The 19,903-nt window shown below is 71.4% G+C and carries 13 protein-coding genes; 4 read left to right on the top strand and 9 right to left on the bottom strand.

Going from position 1 to position 19,903, the window contains the following annotated elements; all coding sequences use genetic code 11:
- Window positions 1-131 precede the first annotated feature (131 nt).
- Window positions 132-635, bottom strand: coding sequence for a GNAT family N-acetyltransferase (locus L6E12_RS28550; RefSeq protein ID WP_236231019.1), 504 nt, complete (start codon window positions 633-635; stop codon window positions 132-134).
- 484 nt (window positions 636-1,119) lie between these two features.
- Here L6E12_RS28550 and L6E12_RS28555 point away from each other — a divergent pair, with 484 nt between their 5' ends.
- Window positions 1,120-1,893 carry a DUF3050 domain-containing protein gene (locus L6E12_RS28555; protein ID WP_236231020.1) on the top strand — a complete coding sequence of 258 codons (774 nt, stop codon included), beginning with the start codon at window positions 1,120-1,122 and terminating at the stop codon, window positions 1,891-1,893.
- 196 nt (window positions 1,894-2,089) lie between these two features.
- On the opposite strand, the gene L6E12_RS28560 is transcribed toward L6E12_RS28555, so the two are convergent.
- The 5 genes from L6E12_RS28560 to L6E12_RS28580 form a co-directional block, all read right to left on the bottom strand.
- Window positions 2,090-3,250, bottom strand: coding sequence for a hypothetical protein (locus tag L6E12_RS28560; protein ID WP_236231021.1), 1,161 nt, complete (start codon window positions 3,248-3,250; stop codon window positions 2,090-2,092).
- A 795-nt stretch (window positions 3,251-4,045) separates the two neighbouring features.
- Window positions 4,046-6,421, bottom strand: a complete 2,376-nt coding sequence (locus tag L6E12_RS28565) for a LuxR C-terminal-related transcriptional regulator (protein WP_236231022.1) — start codon at window positions 6,419-6,421, stop codon at window positions 4,046-4,048.
- A gap of 543 nt (window positions 6,422-6,964) precedes the next feature.
- On the bottom strand, window positions 6,965-7,138 hold the full coding sequence (locus L6E12_RS28570; protein WP_236231023.1) for a hypothetical protein: 174 nt from the start codon (window positions 7,136-7,138) through the stop codon (window positions 6,965-6,967).
- A gap of 59 nt (window positions 7,139-7,197) precedes the next feature.
- Window positions 7,198-8,052 carry an alpha/beta hydrolase gene (locus L6E12_RS28575; protein WP_236231024.1) on the bottom strand — a complete coding sequence of 285 codons (855 nt, stop codon included), beginning with the start codon at window positions 8,050-8,052 and terminating at the stop codon, window positions 7,198-7,200.
- 102 nt (window positions 8,053-8,154) lie between these two features.
- Complete coding sequence (locus tag L6E12_RS28580) at window positions 8,155-8,301, bottom strand: hypothetical protein (RefSeq protein WP_236231025.1); 147 nt, start codon at window positions 8,299-8,301, stop codon at window positions 8,155-8,157.
- 182 nt (window positions 8,302-8,483) lie between these two features.
- Here L6E12_RS28580 and L6E12_RS28585 point away from each other — a divergent pair, with 182 nt between their 5' ends.
- Window positions 8,484-8,972, top strand: coding sequence for a TetR/AcrR family transcriptional regulator (locus L6E12_RS28585; protein ID WP_236231026.1), 489 nt, complete (start codon window positions 8,484-8,486; stop codon window positions 8,970-8,972).
- A gap of 205 nt (window positions 8,973-9,177) precedes the next feature.
- Here the strand turns inward: L6E12_RS28585 and L6E12_RS28590 are convergent, their stop codons facing one another.
- From L6E12_RS28590 to L6E12_RS28600, 3 genes are read right to left on the bottom strand one after another with little or no spacing between them, the layout of a single operon-like run.
- The gene (locus tag L6E12_RS28590) at window positions 9,178-10,452 is read right to left on the bottom strand and encodes an indoleamine 2,3-dioxygenase (protein WP_236231027.1); all 1,275 of its coding nucleotides are present in this window, start codon (window positions 10,450-10,452) and stop codon (window positions 9,178-9,180) included.
- A complete protein-coding gene (locus L6E12_RS28595; RefSeq protein WP_236231028.1) occupies window positions 10,445-11,176 on the bottom strand; it encodes a cytochrome b5-like heme/steroid binding domain-containing protein in 732 nt (243 codons plus the stop codon). Before L6E12_RS28595 ends, L6E12_RS28590 begins: the two co-directional genes overlap by 8 nt.
- The gene (locus L6E12_RS28600; protein ID WP_236231029.1) at window positions 11,173-12,525 is read right to left on the bottom strand and encodes a glutamate decarboxylase; all 1,353 of its coding nucleotides are present in this window, start codon (window positions 12,523-12,525) and stop codon (window positions 11,173-11,175) included. Before L6E12_RS28600 ends, L6E12_RS28595 begins: the two co-directional genes overlap by 4 nt.
- 469 nt (window positions 12,526-12,994) lie before the next feature.
- On the opposite strand from L6E12_RS28600, the gene L6E12_RS28605 reads away from it, so the two are divergent.
- A complete protein-coding gene (locus L6E12_RS28605) occupies window positions 12,995-13,597 on the top strand; it encodes an NUDIX domain-containing protein (RefSeq protein ID WP_236231030.1) in 603 nt (200 codons plus the stop codon).
- Window positions 13,598-13,790: 193 nt separating this feature from the next.
- Window positions 13,791-19,898, top strand: coding sequence for a bifunctional acetaldehyde-CoA/alcohol dehydrogenase (gene adhE / locus L6E12_RS28610; RefSeq protein WP_236231031.1), 6,108 nt, complete (start codon window positions 13,791-13,793; stop codon window positions 19,896-19,898).
- Window positions 19,899-19,903: the final 5 nt, after the last annotated feature.

The following is a 19,903-nucleotide window of genomic DNA, read 5'->3' on the forward strand; positions in this document are numbered from 1 at the left end:
ACAGCGCCGCGCCCCCCGGCGGGGAGATTGGGACGAGCGCCGCAAACCCGGGTACCGGACAGTCCAACGGCGGCGTCCGAACGGCCCTCGACCGCCGCGCCCCGGCCGTCCGGCCGACGAGACGAGCCGCCCTAGACGCCGAAGGCCGCCGGGTAGCGGACCACGCCGGCCGGGGTGGGGCGGGTGGGGTCGAGGGCCAGCGCCAGGAAGGCGTCGTCGGGGACCTCGAACGGGGCGCGCACGCCGAACCGGGAGGCGGGGGTGAACCCGAAGCGCGGGTAGTAATCGGCGTGGCCCAGGACCACGACGAGGTTCTCGCCGAGGCGGCGGGCGGTGTCGAGACCGGTGCGGATGGCGGCGGACCCGGCGCCCGTGCGCTGGTGGGCGGGCAGGACGGCGCAGGGGGCGAGGGCGAGAGCCGGGGTGTCGCCGACGTGGCAGCGGGTGAGCAGGGCGTACCCGACGACCTCGCCGTCCCCGGTCTCGGCCACGATCGAGAGGCCGTCGACCCAGGCCAGCGGGTCGGCGCGCAGTGCGTCGACCAGGTCGGCCTCGTCGGTGGTCGGGAAGGCCGCGGCGTTGACGGTGTGGATGGCCGCGGTGTCGTCCGGGGTTTCCGCTCGGGTGGTCCACATGGGATTGTCATCCTTTCCGGTGCACCGCGCGCCGCGCCCGGGGTGGCGCGAGCGGTGGAGGGATGAATCCTAGAGGTCAGTTCAGGATGGGTGTGCGGAGCCAGGTGATCGAGCGGCTCCGGCATCTTCGAGCTGGGCTGAGGTGGCGTGCACGGCAAGCTGCGGAGCCGGTACACCCGCCCGGCCCGCGATGATCAGGCGGTCGGAGAACCGTTGCAGCGGGCGGAAGTGGCGCTGCGTGCCAGCGGTCCGCCCGAACTCGCACTGCTCGAAATGGCCCAATCGGACGACCCGCTGCCACTCGCCCCCACCCCGCCGAACCCCTATGCTGCCTCGAAAGCGGTGCCACAGGCTGTGCCTGCGGGGTAGCATGAGCTGCTCGTCGCCGAAGTGCTCGGCATGCACATCCTCATGTCCCAGCGCCCGCTCGCGTTCCGCGGCGGCTGCGCGTCCACCAGCCGAGCCCCCGACCACCGGAGAAGACATGACCGCACTCACCGACTTCACCACCGCCCGGGCCGAATTGGTCGCGCACCCGCTCTACGCGCAGATCAACACGGAGGACCGGTTGCGGATCTTCATGAAGCACCACGTGTTCGCCGTGTGGGACTTCTTCACGCTGCTGAAGCGCCTGCAGGTCGAGGTGACGACGGTGACGTTGCCGTGGCGGCCGAGAGGACACGCCGAGCACGGCCGGTTCATCACGGAGATCGTGCTCGCGGAGGAGACCGACGAGGACATCGGCGGTGGTCACACCAGCCACTTCGAACTGTACCTGCGGGCGATGGCGGAGCTCGGTGCGGACACCAGCCTGATCGACGCGTTCCTCGCCGCGTTGGACGGCGGGGCCGACCCGATCGCGGCGCTGGCGGATCCGCGCATTCCCGAGGGCGTGCGCCGGTTCGTCGGCCACACCCTCGAAGTCGCGTTGCACGGTGCGCCGCACGAGGTGGCGTCGTCGTTCTGCCACGGCCGGGAGAACCTGTTGCCGGACGTGTTCTCGGAAGTGCGGTCCAACGTGAACGACGTGCTGGTGAACGCGCCGGTGCTCCGGCACTACCTCGACCGGCACATCGCCCTGGACCACGACGAGCACGGCCCGCTGGCGTTGAAGCTGCTCGCCGCCCTGTGCGAGGGCGACCCGGCCCGCGAGACCGAGGCGGAACGGGTGAGCATCGAGGCGATCCAGGCACGCATCGGGCTGTGGGACGGTGTGCTGGCCGAGTTCGAGGCGAACGAGGAGTCCGGGAACCACTGAGCACCACCGCGACCCGCGGGTCTGGCGAGATCGCCGAACCGGTGGCGTCCCCGGCGTCGCGTGGGGTGCCCGACGTGAGCGGCGCAGACCTCGTCGTCGACGGTGGTACGACCACGGTGTTCTGACGCGGGACCGCCCGCCCCGGGCTACCGGGGCGGGCGGCGCGGCCCGGCTGCGGCTCGGTCTCCTCCATTGATCACCGTGCGGTGGGGACCGGTGCTGCGGACAGCCGTGCGGCGAGGGCGGCGTTGGCCTCGGCTTCCGACGGTGTGCGACGGCCGAGTCCACAGGCCGCGGCAACCGCGTCGACGGGCCTGCCCAGGGCCTGTTCGACGAGTTCGAGCGCGCGGGCGGAGGCTTCCGGGTGGTGTTCGTCGACCAGGCCCGCGAAGATCCGGACGTCGCCGCGCAGGTCTCGCAGGACCTCGTAGTCCGCTGCCCTGGTCGAGGGCGCGGTCTCGCCGTCGCACAGCGCGACGTGCACCGGCGGCATCGGGCGCCCGACGTGGTGCAGGCGCGCGGCCAGGGCGTTGAGGAAGTCCACCAGCGGGCTCAGGTCCCGCGTGCGGGCGATCGGCTTGTGCTCGAGGTCCCCGTGGCACCAGCCGTGCAGGATGAGCGGGGTCTCCCGGGGCAGGGTGTCGATGACCCCGGCGAGCTGGCGGGTCAGCAGCGCGGTCACCAGCGGTCGCGCGGCGCGGGGTGCCCGGTCGTAGGCGACCATCACCGCGGGACTTTCCAACTGGACGACGACCTGATCACCCCGCAGGTCGGCGAGTTGCCGGATCTGTTCGACCTCGGCGGTGATCGCGGCGGTGAACGTCGGCAGGTGTGTGATCGCGCTCCGGATCGCGCGCAGCGCCGCGACCGCGGGCAGCAGGCGCATCACCGCGCTGGGGACGCCGAAGGCGAACAGGCTCAGGTCCAGGGGCGCGGGCATCGACACCTGGTACGGGGGCAGGTGTGCGGCACCGAGCTCGCGGCGGGCGGTGATCGCGGCCTCGACCTCCCGGGCGCGTCGGGGGCCGAGGTCGCCGGGGCCGAGGGTGGCGCCGCGGCGCACGCGGTAGACCGGCATGCGGGTGTAGCCGGAGGAGTCGCCGTCGAGCACGAGTTCGAACGGGCCGCGGTCGCGCAGGCCCTCCAGCCAGTCGATGATCCAGCGCGGATCGCGGTCGCACGGCAGGGTGGTCAGCCGCGCGGGGGGCGTGTGGTCGAGCAGCCACCGCATGCCTGCCCGGTCGGTCTCCGACAGCGCGGGCGGCAGCGAGCCGACGAAGTGCACGCGGCGCCGATCACCCGGTGTGGTGCCCGCGGCCTGTGCCACATCCGAACCGCGGTGGTCCGGCGGCGGCACGGTCGCTCCCCCACCGGAGCCCGACCGTGGGCGGTCTCGCCGGGAATCGCGCCGGTGACCCGCCGCCACCGGCAGGAGGTCCATCAGCCGCACGGCGATTCCGGGCTCGCGCCCTGGGTGTCGACGTCGACGGGCACGGCGTGCGGATGCCTGGAAGGCGGGTAGCGCCGGGTTTTGCGGCGTTCGGTGCGCGACGTGTTCGAGACCCGCCTCCCGTTCGTCGACTTGGTCCACTGCGGACCCGGAGTGTCCACATGGGCAGGCGGGGTTCGGGGCGCCGACCCCGCGTGGAGTGGTGGTGTCGAGCGGGACCGGTGTCCCACCGACCGGCGCGGTTCCGATGACGACCGCGAGGATGGCTCCGGTGAGTCCGGTGTGGATGGCTGCGCGCATGTGCTTACCTGACTTTGGTCGTCGAACAGCGGCGAGATCGACGATAGCCAAGGCGAACACTCTGCGTATCCGTATTTAGACGTCATTTCCTCGACGTGGAGAAGTGACGCGGAAGGGATAACCCCCAATACCACGCGGACGTGCACGCGCCGGGGCCATCACGCTACACAGCGCACTTGTCTTCCAGCGGGCAGAAGCCTGCGACACAACACTTCCGTCTCCGCTTCGATGACACTGCGTGCCACGTTCGGCGCGAACAGTTTTCCAGCGTGTTAGTGAAACATGAAATTTAAAGCTGGTGATCTCCATTGCAGGGCTTGCTCGCAGGCGATTCAGGGTTTTCCCGGATGCTCGGCCCCGGCAACACCACCCATCGCCTCGGTCGACGGGCTCGGTTCGTGCTCACACCGTGGCGCCGGGCCGGCTGGTGAGCCACGTGGCCAACGCGGTCCGGTTGGGCAGTCCCAATCGTTCGCGGATGCGGCGCACGTGCGACTCCACGGTGCGCGGGGACAGCCGCAGCACCTCGGCGACCTCGGTGTCCTTGAGCCCCTGCGTCACCAACCGGGCCACCTGCCACTCGCGTGCGGTCAGCTCGCCCCGCCGCTCGACCGAGTCGGTGTCGTCGACGTCGGTTTCGATGGCGCACAGCAGGCGCAGCGCCGAGGCGACCGCCCCGTGCGCGCCCATCCGCTCCCCCGCGGCGGTGTGGCGGTCCATCTCGGTCTCGCCCAGTTCGACCACGCAGCGGGCGATCGCCTCGCGCTGCACCCGCCACCACGGCCGCAGCCCGCTCACGACGACGCCGATGGACCGCAGCATCACCGCGACCGCTCCGAACAGTTCCGCCGCCTCCTGCCAGGAGCCCGCCGCCGCGGCGAGGACCGCGGACTGGTGCACCGCCCACGTCCTGCCCCAGGTGTCACCCATCCGTTCCTGTGCCTGCAGTGCAGGCCGCAGGGCCGCCGCCGCCCGCCCGAGGTGCCCCCGGTGGTACTCGGCAACAGCCAGGCCGATGCCCACCCACGACGCCGCCCACGACGCTTCCGCCACCTCGGCCCTGCGGCGGTACCCCGAAGCCAGCTCGACAGCGGACACCTCACCGCCGAACGCGGCCACGAGGACCAAGAACAGCTCGGCCATCGCCTCCTCGCCGGGCGCGCCTTGGTCCCGGGCAGCGGCCACCGCCCGCGTCAGCACCTCGGACGCCCTGCCCGCCACCACCGCGTCCGGGGACAGCCACAACGACACGCCGTGGGCGGTCAGCAGCACCGGCGGTTCCGGGCCGCCCACGGCCCCCTGCAGCAGCCACGCCTGCTCCAGCAGGTCCCGACCCGGGTCGGGGCGGCCCTGGCACAGCGCCAGGAAGGCACCGGACGCCATCGCCTCCACCTCCACGGCGCGGTGTTCCCCGGGGCGGTGGTGGGCGACGGCGGCGAGGGCGAGGGCGATCTGCTCGCGGTCCTGGCGAAGCCGCCCGGCCCAGATCCCCGCCCGCGTGCGAGCCCGGTCGACCACCAGGCGCAGCCCGTCCCACACGGTGTCGGGGCTCGCCAGCAGCCGCTCCAGCGCCGCGCCCGCGTTCGGCCCGTTGGCGGTGAGGGTGCTGAGGACCTGTTCCTCGCGCGAGCTGTACCAGGTGCTCGCGGCACGGGCGGCTTGGTCGAGGTAGAGGACGGCGTGCGCGTCCCGGACCTGGTCGCGGGTGACGCCGTCCGGGAGCAGGTCCAGGCCGTAGGCGCGGACCTGCGCCTGCATGCGCAGCCGCACCTGTCCGCGCCGCTGCTCGCGCACGAGCACCGACCGGTGCAGCAGCCGCCCGATCAGCGTGGCCATCCGATCGCGGTCGACCCCCAGTGCGCACCCGAGGTCGTGGGCCTCTTCGGGGAAGAAGCACCCGGAGAACTGCGACAGCGTCGCCCACGTCGCGACCTCGTCCGGCGTGAGCAGCCCCCGCGCCCAGTCCAGGACCGCCCGGAGGGACTGGTGGTGGGCCCGCTCCTGGTGTTGCTCGACCCCCGACAGCGCCAGCGGGTCCTCGCGCAGGCGGCGCACGAGCTGACCGAGGTCCTGCCCCTCCAGGTTGGCCGCGGCGAGCACGATGGCCAGCGGCAGCCCGGCGAGCAACCCGCACAACTCGCGCACGGTCCTGTCGTGCGGGTCGATGCCCACGTCGTGGTCCGCGGCCAGGTGCGCGAGCAGCCGCACCGAGTCCGGCACCGCGTCGCAGCCGTCGGGGCTGTCGGTGCCGAGCGCGGGCACCACCAGCGGGCGTTCCCCGCTCAGCAGCAGGTGGTGGGTGCTGGTCGCCAGGACCCGCACACCGTCCCCGACGGCCAGCAGCCGCGGCACGAGCGCGCGCACCGCGTCGATGACGTGCTCGCAGTTGTCCAGCACCAGCAGCACCCGCCGCCCGGCCAACCGGTCGAACAGCGCCGCCTCGGCGCCCTCCTCATCGGTGTTGTCCGGTACCCGCAGCGCGACCAGCAGCCGCGCCAGCACCCCGGCCCGCACCCGCGCCGGGTCCTCCCCGGGCTCAGCGCGCTCGACCTCGGCCAAGCCGACCAGGACCACACCGTCGGGGTGCGCGCCCGCGTCGGCCACCCGGTGCGCCAGCCGCAGCGCCAAGCGGGTCTTGCCGACGCCGCCGGGGCCCACCAGCGTCACCAGCCGCCGGGCCGCCAGCAGCTCCAGCCCGCGGGCCACCTGCTCATCACGCCCCACGAGCACGTCCAGCTCCGGGGGCAGCGCCCCGCGCCCGTCAACCAGCCTGCTCACCGCCACGCGACACCTCCGCCCCGGTGGGAACGACCCAGTGGGCGAACTACTCCCCGTAGTCGTCACCGCCTCGGGATCGTCCGTCCAACTCGGACTCGTCCGGCTCCCGCACGCATCCGCACAAGCCGATAGAAGCAGTTCAGGACGTCATACCCGGGCAGTTCGCCGAGTATAGACATGCGACAACACTGCTCGACGGCACGATGTGGACAGTCAGCAGAACGAACTCACCCCCTCACCAGGAGTGACAGTCCGATTCGGCGCGGCCCGGCGCGGCAAACGAGGACAACCACCTGCGCGTCCACACGTGAAAGCGAAGTCGGACAAGAGAACTCGACTCGATGCCGACTGCGTTCAGCTCGCCGAAGCCTTCGACCCGGCACCCACCAACCGGATGCCTGCCGAACCCAACGGACCCAAGTTCATCCTTCTGCATTAACCATGTCCCTGACGGACGTGGATATGGATCTTGGCCTGGACAACGGGTCAATGGCACCCCGGCTTCGCCGTACCCCTGGGATCAGTTCAGAACGAGCCGATCTCTCAGCCCATCACCGTTCCCGAGTTCTCGGTGTTCTGATCGCGCTCGCGGGAGAACGCGCCCAGGTCGATCTCCAGGCCGGTGCGCGGGGCCCGGAACCGGACGGGCACTGCGTCGTGCCCGAGGTGGCCTGCCCAGTCGAGCCAGCCGGAGCGCGCCTCCCACGCCGTCGCCACCCCGGCGGTGGTGGAGAAGTTTGAACCGGACGATCGCACTCACATCGGCACCCGGGCGCTCACCGGGCACGGCAGGTCCTGAGGTAGCTGAGGAACGATGCCTGCAAGCCGGTCACGTGCGTTTCGCGCAGGACCGCGCTGGTGACGGCTCCGCCGCGGGCGGTCAGGTGGTGCAGGACGGTGGCCGTGTTCTTCGTGAGATTCTGGTAGACGGCCAGGTCTCCGAGCAGCTCCTGCTCGTTGATGGTCACGTGGAGCTTGGTGGCGGGCAGGACGTCACCCATTTCTCCGAGCCGCACGAAGACTCGGCTGTCCTCGCTGACGACGCCGGGGCTGCCCGCTCCGATGCTCTCGAAGAGGGTGCTGCCGGTGAGCCAGGTGTAGAGGCTGAAGAGGCCGCCGTAGGAGTAGCCGAAGAGGCCGTGACCGCTCGTGGCCGTGCCATAGGTGCGTTCGATCCGCGGGTGCAGTTCCTCGGTGAGGAAGCGCAGGAACGCGTCGGCGTGGGTGTCGCGCAGTTCGGCGAGGTAGGCGTCGGCTTCCTCGCGCGTCCTCGCGCCCGCTCGGACTCCCGCCTCCACGGCGTCGATGACCTCCTGGGCGGCGGGCTCGCCGGGGGGCATGAGGTCCCTGTTTCGCAGCCGGTCCCAGTGCTGCGCGTCTTCGCCCGCGTAGCCGACGCTGACCTGGATGTAGGGCTGGATCCGCTGCATGGGGTCCGCCTGGGTGATGATGAGCGGTGCCGTCAGGCCCACGGCCCAGTTGCCGTCGAGCACGTACACGGCGGGCGCCCGCGTCGTGGTGGGGTCGTGGCCCGGTGGCGTGGTGACCCAGACGCCGTAGTCGTGCCCACCGCCGGAGCGCATCTCGAAGTAGTCGGTGTCGGCGAGGCAGCCGTGCCACATGGTGCTCATCGGAGGTCCTCCACGATCCGGCGCCACGAGGGCTTCCATCGGTGTTTCGAGCTCTGCGCGCAGCCTGAGCTCTTCGCCGCGGCTTCCCGGACGGCGTCATCGTCAGCCCCCGGCGTCGAGGCGCTCACCGCGTTCGCCGGAGGCACCGATTCGGGCGATGTGCCCGTCTTCGACGCTGACGTCGACGCCGACCGGGTCGCGACCCGATCCGTCGACGACCGTCGCGCCGACCACCTGACACCGTCTCACGGCCGTTCCCTCCGCTGGCGCCGACTGCGACCATGTGCGAGCAACACGACACAGTCGAACTCTTATCCAATGGATAAACCAGGGAAGCGAACCTGTCAAGCATGAAACGCACCGGTGATGCGCGCGAACGTCTCCTCACTCGGCTTCTCGACGCCTTCGGCGAGGACCTTCCCGCTCCGGAGGTGTCGCTCCGTGAGATCGCCGCCAGGACCGAGACCACCCACGCCCTCCTGCGGTACCACTTCGGGTCCCTCCCAGGCGTGTTGGCGGCCATGCTCAAGGAACAGCGATCCCGCGACAACGAGGCCCTCGTCGAGACAGCCCGGCACAGCACCTTCGACGACTTCGTCGTGGCGATCTGGCAGACCTACAGCCGCCCGGAGCAGCTGTCGCGCGTCCGCGGCTTCTTCCACGTCGTGGGCCTGGCCGCGTACAGCCCGGAGGACTTCCGCGAGTTCATCGACTCGCTCGACGACCTGACCAGGATCCTGGCCTCGCTCGCGGAACGCGAAGGGCTCGACACCGGAGAAGCACTGACCACGGCCTCCGTCACCACCGCCGCCCTCCGCGGCCTGCTCTTGCAGGAGGTCCTGACCCCAGGAGCCAACTCGGAGGACGCGATCGCGTTGATCCTGCGCATGAGCAGGGGCCGGTCCGTTCCACGGACGTGAGCAGGGCGTCGCACAGGGCGCGGTGGCGGTCCTCGGGCGCCGTCGGCCGCGCGCCGGGCGACCGATCCCCATGTCACCCGACCGGGTTCAGCCGCCTCCCGGCGGACCGCTCGCCGCGACGAGGTGCAGGAGCACGCGTCACCTGCCGGTGCAGCAGAACCATTCCTGTCCCGGTCGCGGACTCGGTGGGGCATCGGCGGCGCCTTCAGATCGCCTGCCCTGTGCGCTCGTCCCGCGCGTGCTCCAACTTGCCCGCCATCTCGGTCCACGTTGCACCCGCGATGAAGGTCTGGTCGTGCGCGGTCGACTGGTTGCGCCCGACGATCGTTCCCACACCGAGGTAGTTGACCACCTTCCCCCTGTGCACGCCCAGGAAACCGGAGTCGCCCGCGAAGGCGGAGACAGCCTCGTTGAACGCTTCCACGACCGCGGTGTGCCGAGCCGGTGCGACCCCCGCCAAGCCCGTCACGTAACCGCGCAGGTCGAGCTCACCGACGAGGTCGAAGAAGCGCCGGTGCTTTCGCGGCAACTGCGTGCCGCGCAATTCCCGGGCGAACACGCCCAGGGTCGAATCGTATCGCGTGCGACCGATCAACGCGTCGAAGAAGTGCACCAGCGGCGTGGCGGAGCCACTCGGCCCGGTGGGGTAGCCGGGAGGCGGGACCGTCCAGGTGACCAGGGTCTTGGCCCAGTCGACCGGGTCGCAGAAGGTCGCGCTGTCGCTGCGCGGGCTCACCCGGCGGAAGGACCTCGTCGCCGCGCGGGCGCACCCGGCCGCGACCAGCAGGATCCGGCAGACCTCGTCGTGGGCGTCCGGGCCGCCCTCGCGGATCACCTGCTCCAGGCGGCACACCTCCCGCACCATCGGCGTCACAGCGGCGTTGATCTCGAAGAACGCCGAGGTGAACACCTGCTCGGCCTGATTGCCGTAGACCGGGATCGACGGGCGCAGGTTCTCGATGACCGCATCCTCGATCCGGTACTCACCAGCGGGTCCCACCCGGCGAGGATCAGTGAAGGTGACGTTGTTGAACACCCAGTCCTCGATGGTGAGTCCCGCGCCGTCCCGTCCGAGCCTGCGGCACACCTGCTGCCACGGCTGCTCGATCGCCGGAGGAAGCTGGTCCGGGATGTCGCGGTTGCGGGAGAGGTACATGCGCGCGACGCCGAACCGCCAGTAGGAATGAGCCAGCAGGCCCAATACGGTTGCCGCCCGCTTGACCTGCCCGTCAGGGAGGTCGTCCGGGCCCGCGGCCAGCAGTGGGATGTCCGCGATGCTCGTCTGGGCACTCTGGGCGAAGGCGAGTTCTGGCAGCCGCGCGGCCACCTGTTCCCAAGCCGCGTGCGGGCCGGTCAACGGCGGACCCGCCACTGTGCGGGGCATGAACCCGTGGTCGTCGGTGAGATCTCCGTCCGAGTTGCGGACCGGGTCCGCGGAACAGGTGGAGACGTGCTGGGCGAGCGAATCCGGTTCAGGCACCATCGGGCTCCGCCTCGTCATCCTCGTGGACCCAGTTCTCGATCACCGACATGGCTTCCTCGACGTGGTCCGCCGGTTCGGTGCAGGACGTGCGGAGTGCGCGCACCGCCGCAGAACCACAGGCGATCACGTCGTCCAGCAGGGCAGTGCAGTGCTGCTGCACCCACTGCGCGAACGCCGCGGTGGCGGTCGCGTCGGCCTTGGCCACCGTGGCCTCCACACGAGCTTGGGCACTGGTCGAGAGCTCGTCCAGTCGCCGCAGCGACGCCGGATCGGCGGTCCGCCCGAGCAGCGCGGAGAACCCGTCGATGAACACGCGGAGGTGGTCGTCCAGGAGGTGCCGATAGGACTGACCGAGGTAGACCAGGTCGTGAACGGGATCCCGCCCGACGCTGAGCTGCACCGCGAAGGAGTTCCGCACCAGCCGCACGTGGTCGACCAGCTCGCCGAGCGGCGCCCACGCGGCGGGCAACGGGACGCTGTCGACCTCGGCGACGGCGAGTTGTCGCAGCTTCTGCCGCACTCCGGGGCGTGCGTGCGCCGACACGTGGTGGAAATCCGCGGACGCGTCTCGCCCCAGGTTCGCGAGCAGCACCGCCTCCCCACCGGGGTGCCTGCGCAGGAAGTCGGTGAGGTCGAGGACGTGGTGGTCCACCACGATCAGCGGACACGACGTGTCCGACTTCTCCAGGACGTTCTCCATCGACAGCGCGTCTCGGTTCACGCTGACGCTCCGAGCACAGCGATTTCGCGCTCCGATGTCTTCCCCGCGTCGACCGCCACGGCGATCTCCGACCCGGCGGTGCCACCGCGGCGGGCGCGCAGTGCGGTGACCGCGTCGGCGATGTCGTCCGCGAGTCGACGGGCGAGGACATCGGAGAGGTCGTTGCGGCAGACGATCCTCGCAACGGTGACGTCGGCCTGGTCGGCGGGGAGCGCGTAGGTCGGCACCAGCCAGCCGCGCAGGCGGAGGCGGTCGGCGAGGTCGGTGACGCTGAAACCGGCGTGGTCGCGGACCGTGAACGCGACCACGGGCAGGTGGTCCGCGGAGGAGATCACCCGCAGTTCGGGGAACCCGCCGAGGTGGGCGGCCAGTGACCGGGCGAGGTCGCGGCAGCGTCGCATGACAGCTCGGTAGCCTTCCGCGCCCAAGCGGAGGAACTGGTAGTACTGCGCGACGACCGGCGCGACGGGCCGGGTGAACGAGAGGGTCTGGGTGGACATGCGGCCACCGGTGTAGTCGGTCGAGAACCCGAGCGCGGCGGGCACCACGCTCGGGTCGCGCCACACGAGCCACCCCAGACCCGGGGCGACCAAGCCGTACTTGTGCCCGGAGGTGTTGATCGAACTCACCCTGGGGAGCCGGAAGTCCCAGGCCAGTGCGGGGTCGAGGAACGGCGCCACCATCCCACCGGATGCCGCGTCGACGTGCACCGGCACGTCCACGCCGTCGCGGGCGCACCGCCGGTCCAGCGCGGCGCACACCTGGCGCACCGGTTCGTAGAAGCCGTCGTAGGTGGTGCCCAGCACGGTCACCACGCCGATGGTGTTGCTGTCGCACAACTCCGCCGCGGTGCGCGGGTCGATGCCGGAGCCGCCTCCCGCCACCGGGACCTGCCTCGCCTCGACGTCCCAGTAGGCGCAGAACTTGGCCCAGCAGACGTGCACGGCGGTGCTCATGACCAGGTTGGGCCGCCCGCGTGATCCACCGGTGCGGGAGCGCCACAGCATCAGCATCGCCAGCCCGGCGAGCATGCAGGCCTCGCTGGAACCGCCGGTCGACGTGCCGACCGCGCCGTCCGGGTCGGGAGCGCGCCACAGGTCGGCGAGCGCTGCGACGCAGCGCCGCTCCAGGTCGGCCGTGTGCAACGGCTGCACGCCGTCGACGGTGTTGTTGTAGAGGAAGTCGGCCATCAGCCGCTCGGCTTCCGGTTCCATCCCGGTGGTGATGAACGTCGCCAGGTTCAGCTGTGGCCGCACGTCCGGGCGCAGCTCGTCCCGCACCGCCTGGTACGCCGCACCCGCCGTTGTCGACTCCTGTGGCAGCCGCCAGCTCGCAGACCTTGCGGACACGGTCCTCCGCATCGAGTTCCCTTGCAGGTCAACCATCATCACACCCCACTGGAGATCGAAAGGACATCGGCGTGCTCGGTGTCGACTTCACCGCGGGACGGGCCGCACGGCGTCGACCGCGAAGCGTTCTCGTCGCCCTGCGGCAAAGGTGGGGAGACGTTCGGGGAAATCAGGTCTTCGGCGCGCAGGGGTCGGGTGAGACGAGTATGCGACGGCCGGTGTCGATCACCCAGGACCCGTTCCAGCGCTTGGGACCGAATTGAGCCCGGGTCGACTGGGACGAAGTCCGTCCCAGCGAATGGAACGAGGAGTGGTCCGGTGCAGAACCGGTCCATACCGTCCACCGGAAATGCGCGCGAAGCGGCCGACTTCGTCATCGTCGTCGGCGGGAGCCCGCACTCCCCCTCCGCGACCGGACCAGAACGCGGCGTCCGGACGTGGGCGTGATCACCCCGGAAGGTGGAGGACGATGGCTGGACCGCTCAACCCAGTGCAGTCGGACACCCTGCCCACGTCCACACTGCCCACGTCGCCCGCGCTCGACTGGCGTGACGGTCGTGGCGCGGTGGACCACGCCTGGGTGCCGGAGCAGTTGTACCGCGCGATCCTGGAACGGATGCCCGTTGTCCGCGTCGACACGCTCATCACCCGCGCGGGCGAGGCGCTGCTCACCCGGCGCAGCCAGGAGCCCCAGGCAGGTTCCCTGTGGTTGCAGGGTGGTCGCGTGCGCAGGGGCGAGCAGCTCACCGAGGCCGCGGTGCGCACGGCCGAGCAGGAGTCCGGGCTGGACCTGACCTTGTGCGACGTGCTGGGAACCTTCTCCACCGTCTTCGGGGCCTCAGCGCACGGTGACTCCCCCACCCACACCGTCAACGTCACCTTTCTCGCCTTCGCCGAGCACGACGCCCAGCCGCGGGTCGACAGCACGCACGACGACTTCGTCTGGTGGCCGCTGGCGGACCCCACCGGGAACCCCTACCTCGACCAGCTCTTCGCCCTGGCGGTGGCGCGGGCGGCCGTCGCCGGGCGGGTTGACGCACCCACCCGCGCCCGACACGGTGCAGAAAAGTGATGGGCGAGTGACGTGCAGCGAAATACCAGCTCGCACACGTCGGCAAGGCCGCGTCGCATTCGAGACTTCGCTTACGAATTCTGCCGCCCGACCCAAGGGTTGGAACGCGGGCTTCTGGTTCTGCTCCGACGCCATTAGCGTGGTTTCCAGTCCCGTTCTGCCCGTTCACAGGCGCGTCGAAACGGAGTCCCCGGTGCTCTCAGTACATGTCGTTCCACACGATCTCAGCCGGTTCGCTCAATCGAGCGGCGATCTCAACCCGTTGCACGTGGATGCGGACTACGCGTCCAGGAGCGGATTCGGCGCGGAGGTGGCGCAAGGCGCGCTCACCGTCCTCCACGCACTGGCGGGCCTGTCCACCGAGGACGCCGCGGTGGTGCGACGGGTCCGAGCGCGCTTCCACACCGCCGTCTACTCGGGGCAGTCGTACTCGCTGGACGTGGGACGTGCCGAGAACGGGGATGTCCGGCTGGAAGTGTCGGACGGCGGGCAGCCGGTCGCGACCATCGACGTCGAGTCGGGTGACACGGGCAGCGCCGAGGTGGGCGCGGTGCGCGTGGGGTCCGGAGAGCGCAGGCAGCACGCCGCCGACCGCGTGCCCGCAGAACTCCACGTCGGGCAGAGCATCCCCGTTTCCTACCGCAGCGATCGCGGTGACTTCGCGGACCTGCTCGACCGCATCGGCAGCGGTGTGCGCGAAGAGGTCGCACGGCTGCTCGGCTGGGCGAGTTACCTGGCGGGCATGGAGGTCCCCGGACGGCAGTCGCTCATCTCCTCCATGACCGTCGAGTTCGACCCGGCCGCGGTCGGTGACGGCTCGATCCGGGTCGCGGCCGTGGACGAGCGCCGCGACATGGTGCGGTTCGGCGGTGCGCTGCCCAGTCTGGGGCGCGTCGATTTGGCCGTTGTCGCCAGGGCCGTCCCGGCCGAACCCGACGCGCGCGCCCTCGCCGCCGCCCTCGCGGGCCACCTCGCCGGGCTGGAGGACGTCGTGCTGGAGGGCGAGGTCGCCGTGCTCACCGGTGGCAGTCGCGGCTTCGGTGCCGCGTTCGCCGCCGCCCTGGCCCTGCGCGGTGCGCACGTGTACGTCACCCACCGCCGGGACCCGGGCTTTCCGCCGGAGCTGTTGGCCGGTCTCGGGGCGGCTGCTGACCGCGTGCACGCGGTGCGTTCGGACGCGTCCGATCCCGCCCAGTGCGTGCGGCTGCGCGAGCACGTGCTGGCCCGCGAGGGCAGGCTGGACCTCCTGGTGCTCAACGCGTTCCCGAGCTTCCAGCCGCTGTTGCCGGGGTCGGACACCGCCGACCGCGCCGCCGAGTACGTCACCTCGGCCGTCACCGCGGTGTCCGCACCGCTGGCCGCCCTGGGTGAGCCGCTGTCGGTCGCCGGGGGCCGGGTCGTACTCGTGTCCAGTGACGTGGTCTCCGGCGCCGCGCCGACCTGGCAGCACTACGTCGAGGCGAAGCGCCGCTGCGAGGAGCTGCTGCGCGCGACGATCACCGAGCACCCCGGCCTCGGCGGGCTCGTCCTGCGCCCGCCGAGGATGGACACGGGGTTCTCACCGACGGTGCGCGGGGTCGTCGACGGGCTCGCCGTCGAGGGGGTCGCCGCGGCCTCGGTGGCCGGGCTCGATCGGGTGAGCGCGGGCCGGGTCGAGGTGCTGGAGTCCTTCGCACCCGGAGCCGAGCCGCCGACGGCGGCGGACCCCGAGGCGACGGCGGACGCCGCCGTGCTCGCCATCGCCGCGACCTTCACCACCGACCCGCTGGCGGAGCCCGTCACCGCGTGGTGCCGCGACCTCGGGTTCGGACTGCGCCCGGTGCTCGCGCCGTTCGGCCAGGTGTTCCAGGAGTTGCTCGATCCCGCGAGCACCCTCGGCTCCGCGCGGTCAGGATGTGCGGTGGTGCTGGTGCGCTTCGACGACTGGCCCGCCGCGGAGACCGAGCGCAACCTGCGCGAGCTGGCCGCGGCCGTGCGGTCGTTCACCGCTCGGGCGCGCGTCCCGCTGCTGCTCCGCGTTTGCCCCAGCCCGTCTGCCACCGGCGTGGACCCGCGCAGGCAGAGGCTCTTCGACGACCTGCGCGACACCCCGGGGGTGCACCTCCTCGGCGCCGAGGACTGGCACGGTGGCACCGACCCCGGCGACGTGCACGACGAGGCCCGCTACCGCATGGCGCACCTCGCCTACACCCCGGCGGGCTACGACGCCCTGGCCACGGGGATCGCCCGGTCGGTGCACGCCCTGCTCGCCCGGCCGTTCAAGGTGCTCGTCCTCGACTGCGACAACACGGTGTGGGCGGGCGTGGCGGGCGAGGACGGCCCTGGCGGGGTCCGCCTCACCGACGGTCACCGCCACCTGCAGGAGTGGGCCGTCGCCCTGCGCGAACAGGGCGTGTTGCTCGCTCTGGCCAGCAAGAACGACCCGGAGACGGTGGCCCAGGTCTTCCGCGTCCGCTCCGACTTCCCGCTGCGCTCCGAACACGTCGCGGCACGGGCGATCGGGTGGGACCCCAAGCCCCTCGGCCTGTCGCGGCTGGCGGCGGAGCTGAACCTCGGCCTGGACAGCTTCGTCTTCCTCGACGACAACCCGGTCGAGGTCGCCCAGGTCCGCGCCGGGTGCCCCGGTGTGCTGGCGCTCACCGTGCCCGCCGAGCAGGAGGCCATCAAGCCGTTCCTGGACCGCGTGTGGGCTTTCGACCGCCTGGTGGTGACCGACGAGGACCGCGGTCGCGCAGCCGCCTACGACGCCAACCGAGATCGCGGTGAACTCCGCCGGTCCTCGCTGACCTTCGCCGACTTCATCGCGGGCCTGGACCTGGTCGTGGACATCTCGCCCGCGGCGGAGGCGGACCTGCGCCGTGTCGCGCAGATGACCCAGCGCACCAACCAGTTCAACTCCAGCACTGTGCGCAGGCAGGAGAACGAGCTCCGCGCCCTGCTGGCGGAACCGGGCGTGCGCTGTCGGGTCGTGCGCGCCACCGACCGCTTCGGTGACCACGGCGTGGTGGGCGCGGTGATCAGCAGGCAGGACGCCGACGAGCTGGTCGTCGACACGTTCCTGCTCAGTTGCCGGGTGCTCGGGAGGGGCGTGGAGCACCAGGTCCTGGCGGCCCTCGGGTCGGACACGTCCACGAAGATCCGCATTCCCTACGTGCCCACGACCAAGAACGAACCCGCGCGGCGCTTCCTCGACAGCGTCGCCGACGCAGTGCAGGCGGCCGGTGGCACGGATTACCTGCTGACGGCGGAACAGGCCGCCGAGGTCCGCTTCGACCCGGAGTCGGCTGCCGCGACCGACGACGCTCCGGCTGCTCCCACGGCCGCGGTGGCCGACGCGGGACCGCGCCTGAGCACGCTCGTCGCGCTGGCCGAGAACCCGACCGGCGCACGCCAACTCGGCGAGGCCGCGGGCGTCGACCGGCGCGACGCCCTCGACATCGTGGTCGACGCGCTGACCGACGTGCTCGCACTGCCGCAGGGGTCGTTGACGGCCGACAGCGCGCTGGCCGACCTCAGTGCCTCGTCACTGGCGTTGGTCGAGGCCGCGGTCGCGTTGCAGGCGCACTTCGGCGCTCTGGAGTTGGAGGTGTTCTACGAGCACCGCACCGTCGGCGACCTCGCCGCCTCCCTCGGCCCGGTCACCCACCGTCCGCTGCCGCCCGCCCCCGGGCGGGAGGAGGACGTGGAACCCCTCGTGGACGGTCTGGTCCGCGGCGCGCTGGAAGCGCTGGAGGCGTTCCACGCTCTCGGGCAGGAGCAGGTCGACCACATCGTGGCGAAGGCGGCACGCGCCGCCGCGGCCAGGCACCTGGACCTCGCCGTGATGGCGGTGGCCGAGACGGAGCGCGGGGTCGTCGAGGACAAGGCGGTGAAGAACCTCTTCGCGGCCGAACACGTCACCAACAGCATGACCGGCCTGCGGACCGCGGGGGAGGTCCGCCGCGACGAGCTCACCGGCCTGGTCGAGATCGCCGAACCCGTCGGTGTGGTGTGCGCGATCACGCCCGTGACCAACCCGACCTCGACCGTCGTGTTCAAGGCCCTGATCGCGCTCAAGACCAGGAACCCGATCATCTTCGCCTTCCACCACCTGGCCCCCGGCTGCGGCGCCGAGGCGGCCCGCGTCGTGCGCGACGCCGCCGTCGCGGCGGGTGCGCCCGCCCACTGCGTGCAGTGGGTGGACACGCCCAGGCGGGCGATCACCCGGGCGTTGATGCACCACGACGGCGTCTCGCTCGTGCTGGCCACCGGCGGCAACGACGTCGTGCGCGCCGCGCACTCGGCGGGCAAGCCCGCGATCGGCGTGGGAGCGGGCAACGTGCCCGCCTTCATCGCCGCCGACGCCGACCTGGCCCGCGCCGCGCACGACATCGTCCTCTCCAAGAGCTTCGACAACGGCATGACGTGCGCCGCCGAGCAGACCCTGCTCATCGACGCCCAGGTGTGGGACCAGGCCGTGGACAACCTGCGCGCACGACACGCGCACGTCGTCTCCGCGCACGAGAAGCGCGCACTGGAGGACTTCCTGTTCGGGCCCGACGCGCGCAGGGACGGCAAGGTGTCGGTCAACCCGGTCGCCTCCGGCCGCTCGGCGCACTGGATCGCCGAACGCGCCGGGTTCAGCGTCCCCGAGCACACCACGCTCCTGCTCGCCCAGGTCGACGACATCGGCCCGGGCGAACCGCTGACCAGGGAGAAGCCGTGCCCGGTCGTGGCGGTGCTGCGCGTGGCCGATGCCGGTGAGGGCATCAGGCGGGCCTCGGAGGTCGTCGAGTTCCACGGCCGGGGCCACACGGCGGTCGTGCACACCGCCGACGAGCGCCTGGCCGGGGACTTCGGCAACGGCGTCAAGGCCGTGCGGGTGGTGTGGAACTCACCGGCCGCGCAGGGCGGCATCGGCGACCTCTACAACGCCTTCCTCCCCTCGATGACCCTCGGCTGCGGCAGCTACGGCGGCAACTCGGTCTCCGGCAACGTGACCGCGGCGAACCTGCTCAACATCCGCCGCATCGCCCGCCGGAACAACAACATCCAGTGGTTCAAGGTGCCGCCGAAGATCTACTTCGAGCCGGGCTCGATCCGCTACCTCGGCGAGATGGCCGGGGTGCACCGGGTGAGCATCGTGACCGGTCGCACGGTGGCCAAGCTCGGCTACGCGGACAAGGTGCGGTCCGTGCTGGCGGGCCGCTCCGAGCCGGTGGCCGTGCAGCTTATCGACTTCGTCGAGCCGGAACCGTCGTTGCAGACGGTGCAGCGCGGCGCGGAGATGATGCGCGAGTTCCAGCCGGACACCATCGTGGCCGTCGGTGGTGGGTCCTCGTTGGACGCGGGCAAGCTCATGTGGCTGTGGTACGAGCACCCCGAGGTCGACTTCGCCGAGGCGAAGGGGCGGTTCGCCGACATCCGCAAGCGCCTCTACCGCTTCCCCGAACCGGAGCGGGCCAAGCTCGTGTGCGTGCCGACGACCTCGGGCAGCGGGTCGGAGGTCACCCCGTTCGCGGTGGTCACCGACCGGGAGACGGGCCGCAAGTACCCGCTGGCGGACTACGCGCTGACCCCGAGCGTGGCCATCGTCGATCCGGTGCTCGTGCGTTCGCTCCCGGCGGGGCTCGCGGCGGACTCCGGTTTCGACGCGCTCACCCACGCCACCGAAGCCTACGTCTCGGTCTACAGCAACGACTTCACCGACGGGCTGTGCCTGCAGGCGATCAAACTGGTCTTCGAGAACCTCCAGGACTCCGTGCTGCTCGGGACGGAGAAGGCACGGGAGGCCATGCACAACGCGGCCACGATCGCGGGCATGGCCTTCGGCAGCGCCTTCCTGGGCATCGTGCACGCCATGTCGCACACGCTCGGCGCGACCTTCGGCCTGGCACACGGGCGGACCAACGCACTGCTGCTGCCACACGTGATCCGCTACAACGGCCTGCCCCCGTCGAAGCTCACCGGCTGGCCCAAGTACGAGAACTACCGGGCACCGGAGCGCTTCCAGCACATCGCCAGGACCCTCGGACTGCCCGCCGCCACGCCCGAGGAGGGGGTGGGCTCCTACGCCGCCGCGATCGAACGGCTGCGCTCGGCCGTCGGGCTGCCCGCCTCGTTCGCGGACGCGGGTGTGCCCGAGGCACCGTTCATGGACTCGTTGCCGCAGCAGGCGCTCAACGCGTTCGACGACCAGTGCGCTCCGGCCAACCCCCGGCAGCCGGTGCTGGCCGACATGGAGGAGCTGATGCGCACCGCCTACACCAACGACGCACTGGACCCGGGAACCGTGCGCGCCGCGGCCCACATCCGCCACTGAGCGGA

This window comes from Actinokineospora sp. PR83, assembly GCF_021056305.1.
Classification (GTDB): Bacteria; Actinomycetota; Actinomycetes; order Mycobacteriales; family Pseudonocardiaceae; genus Actinokineospora; species Actinokineospora spheciospongiae.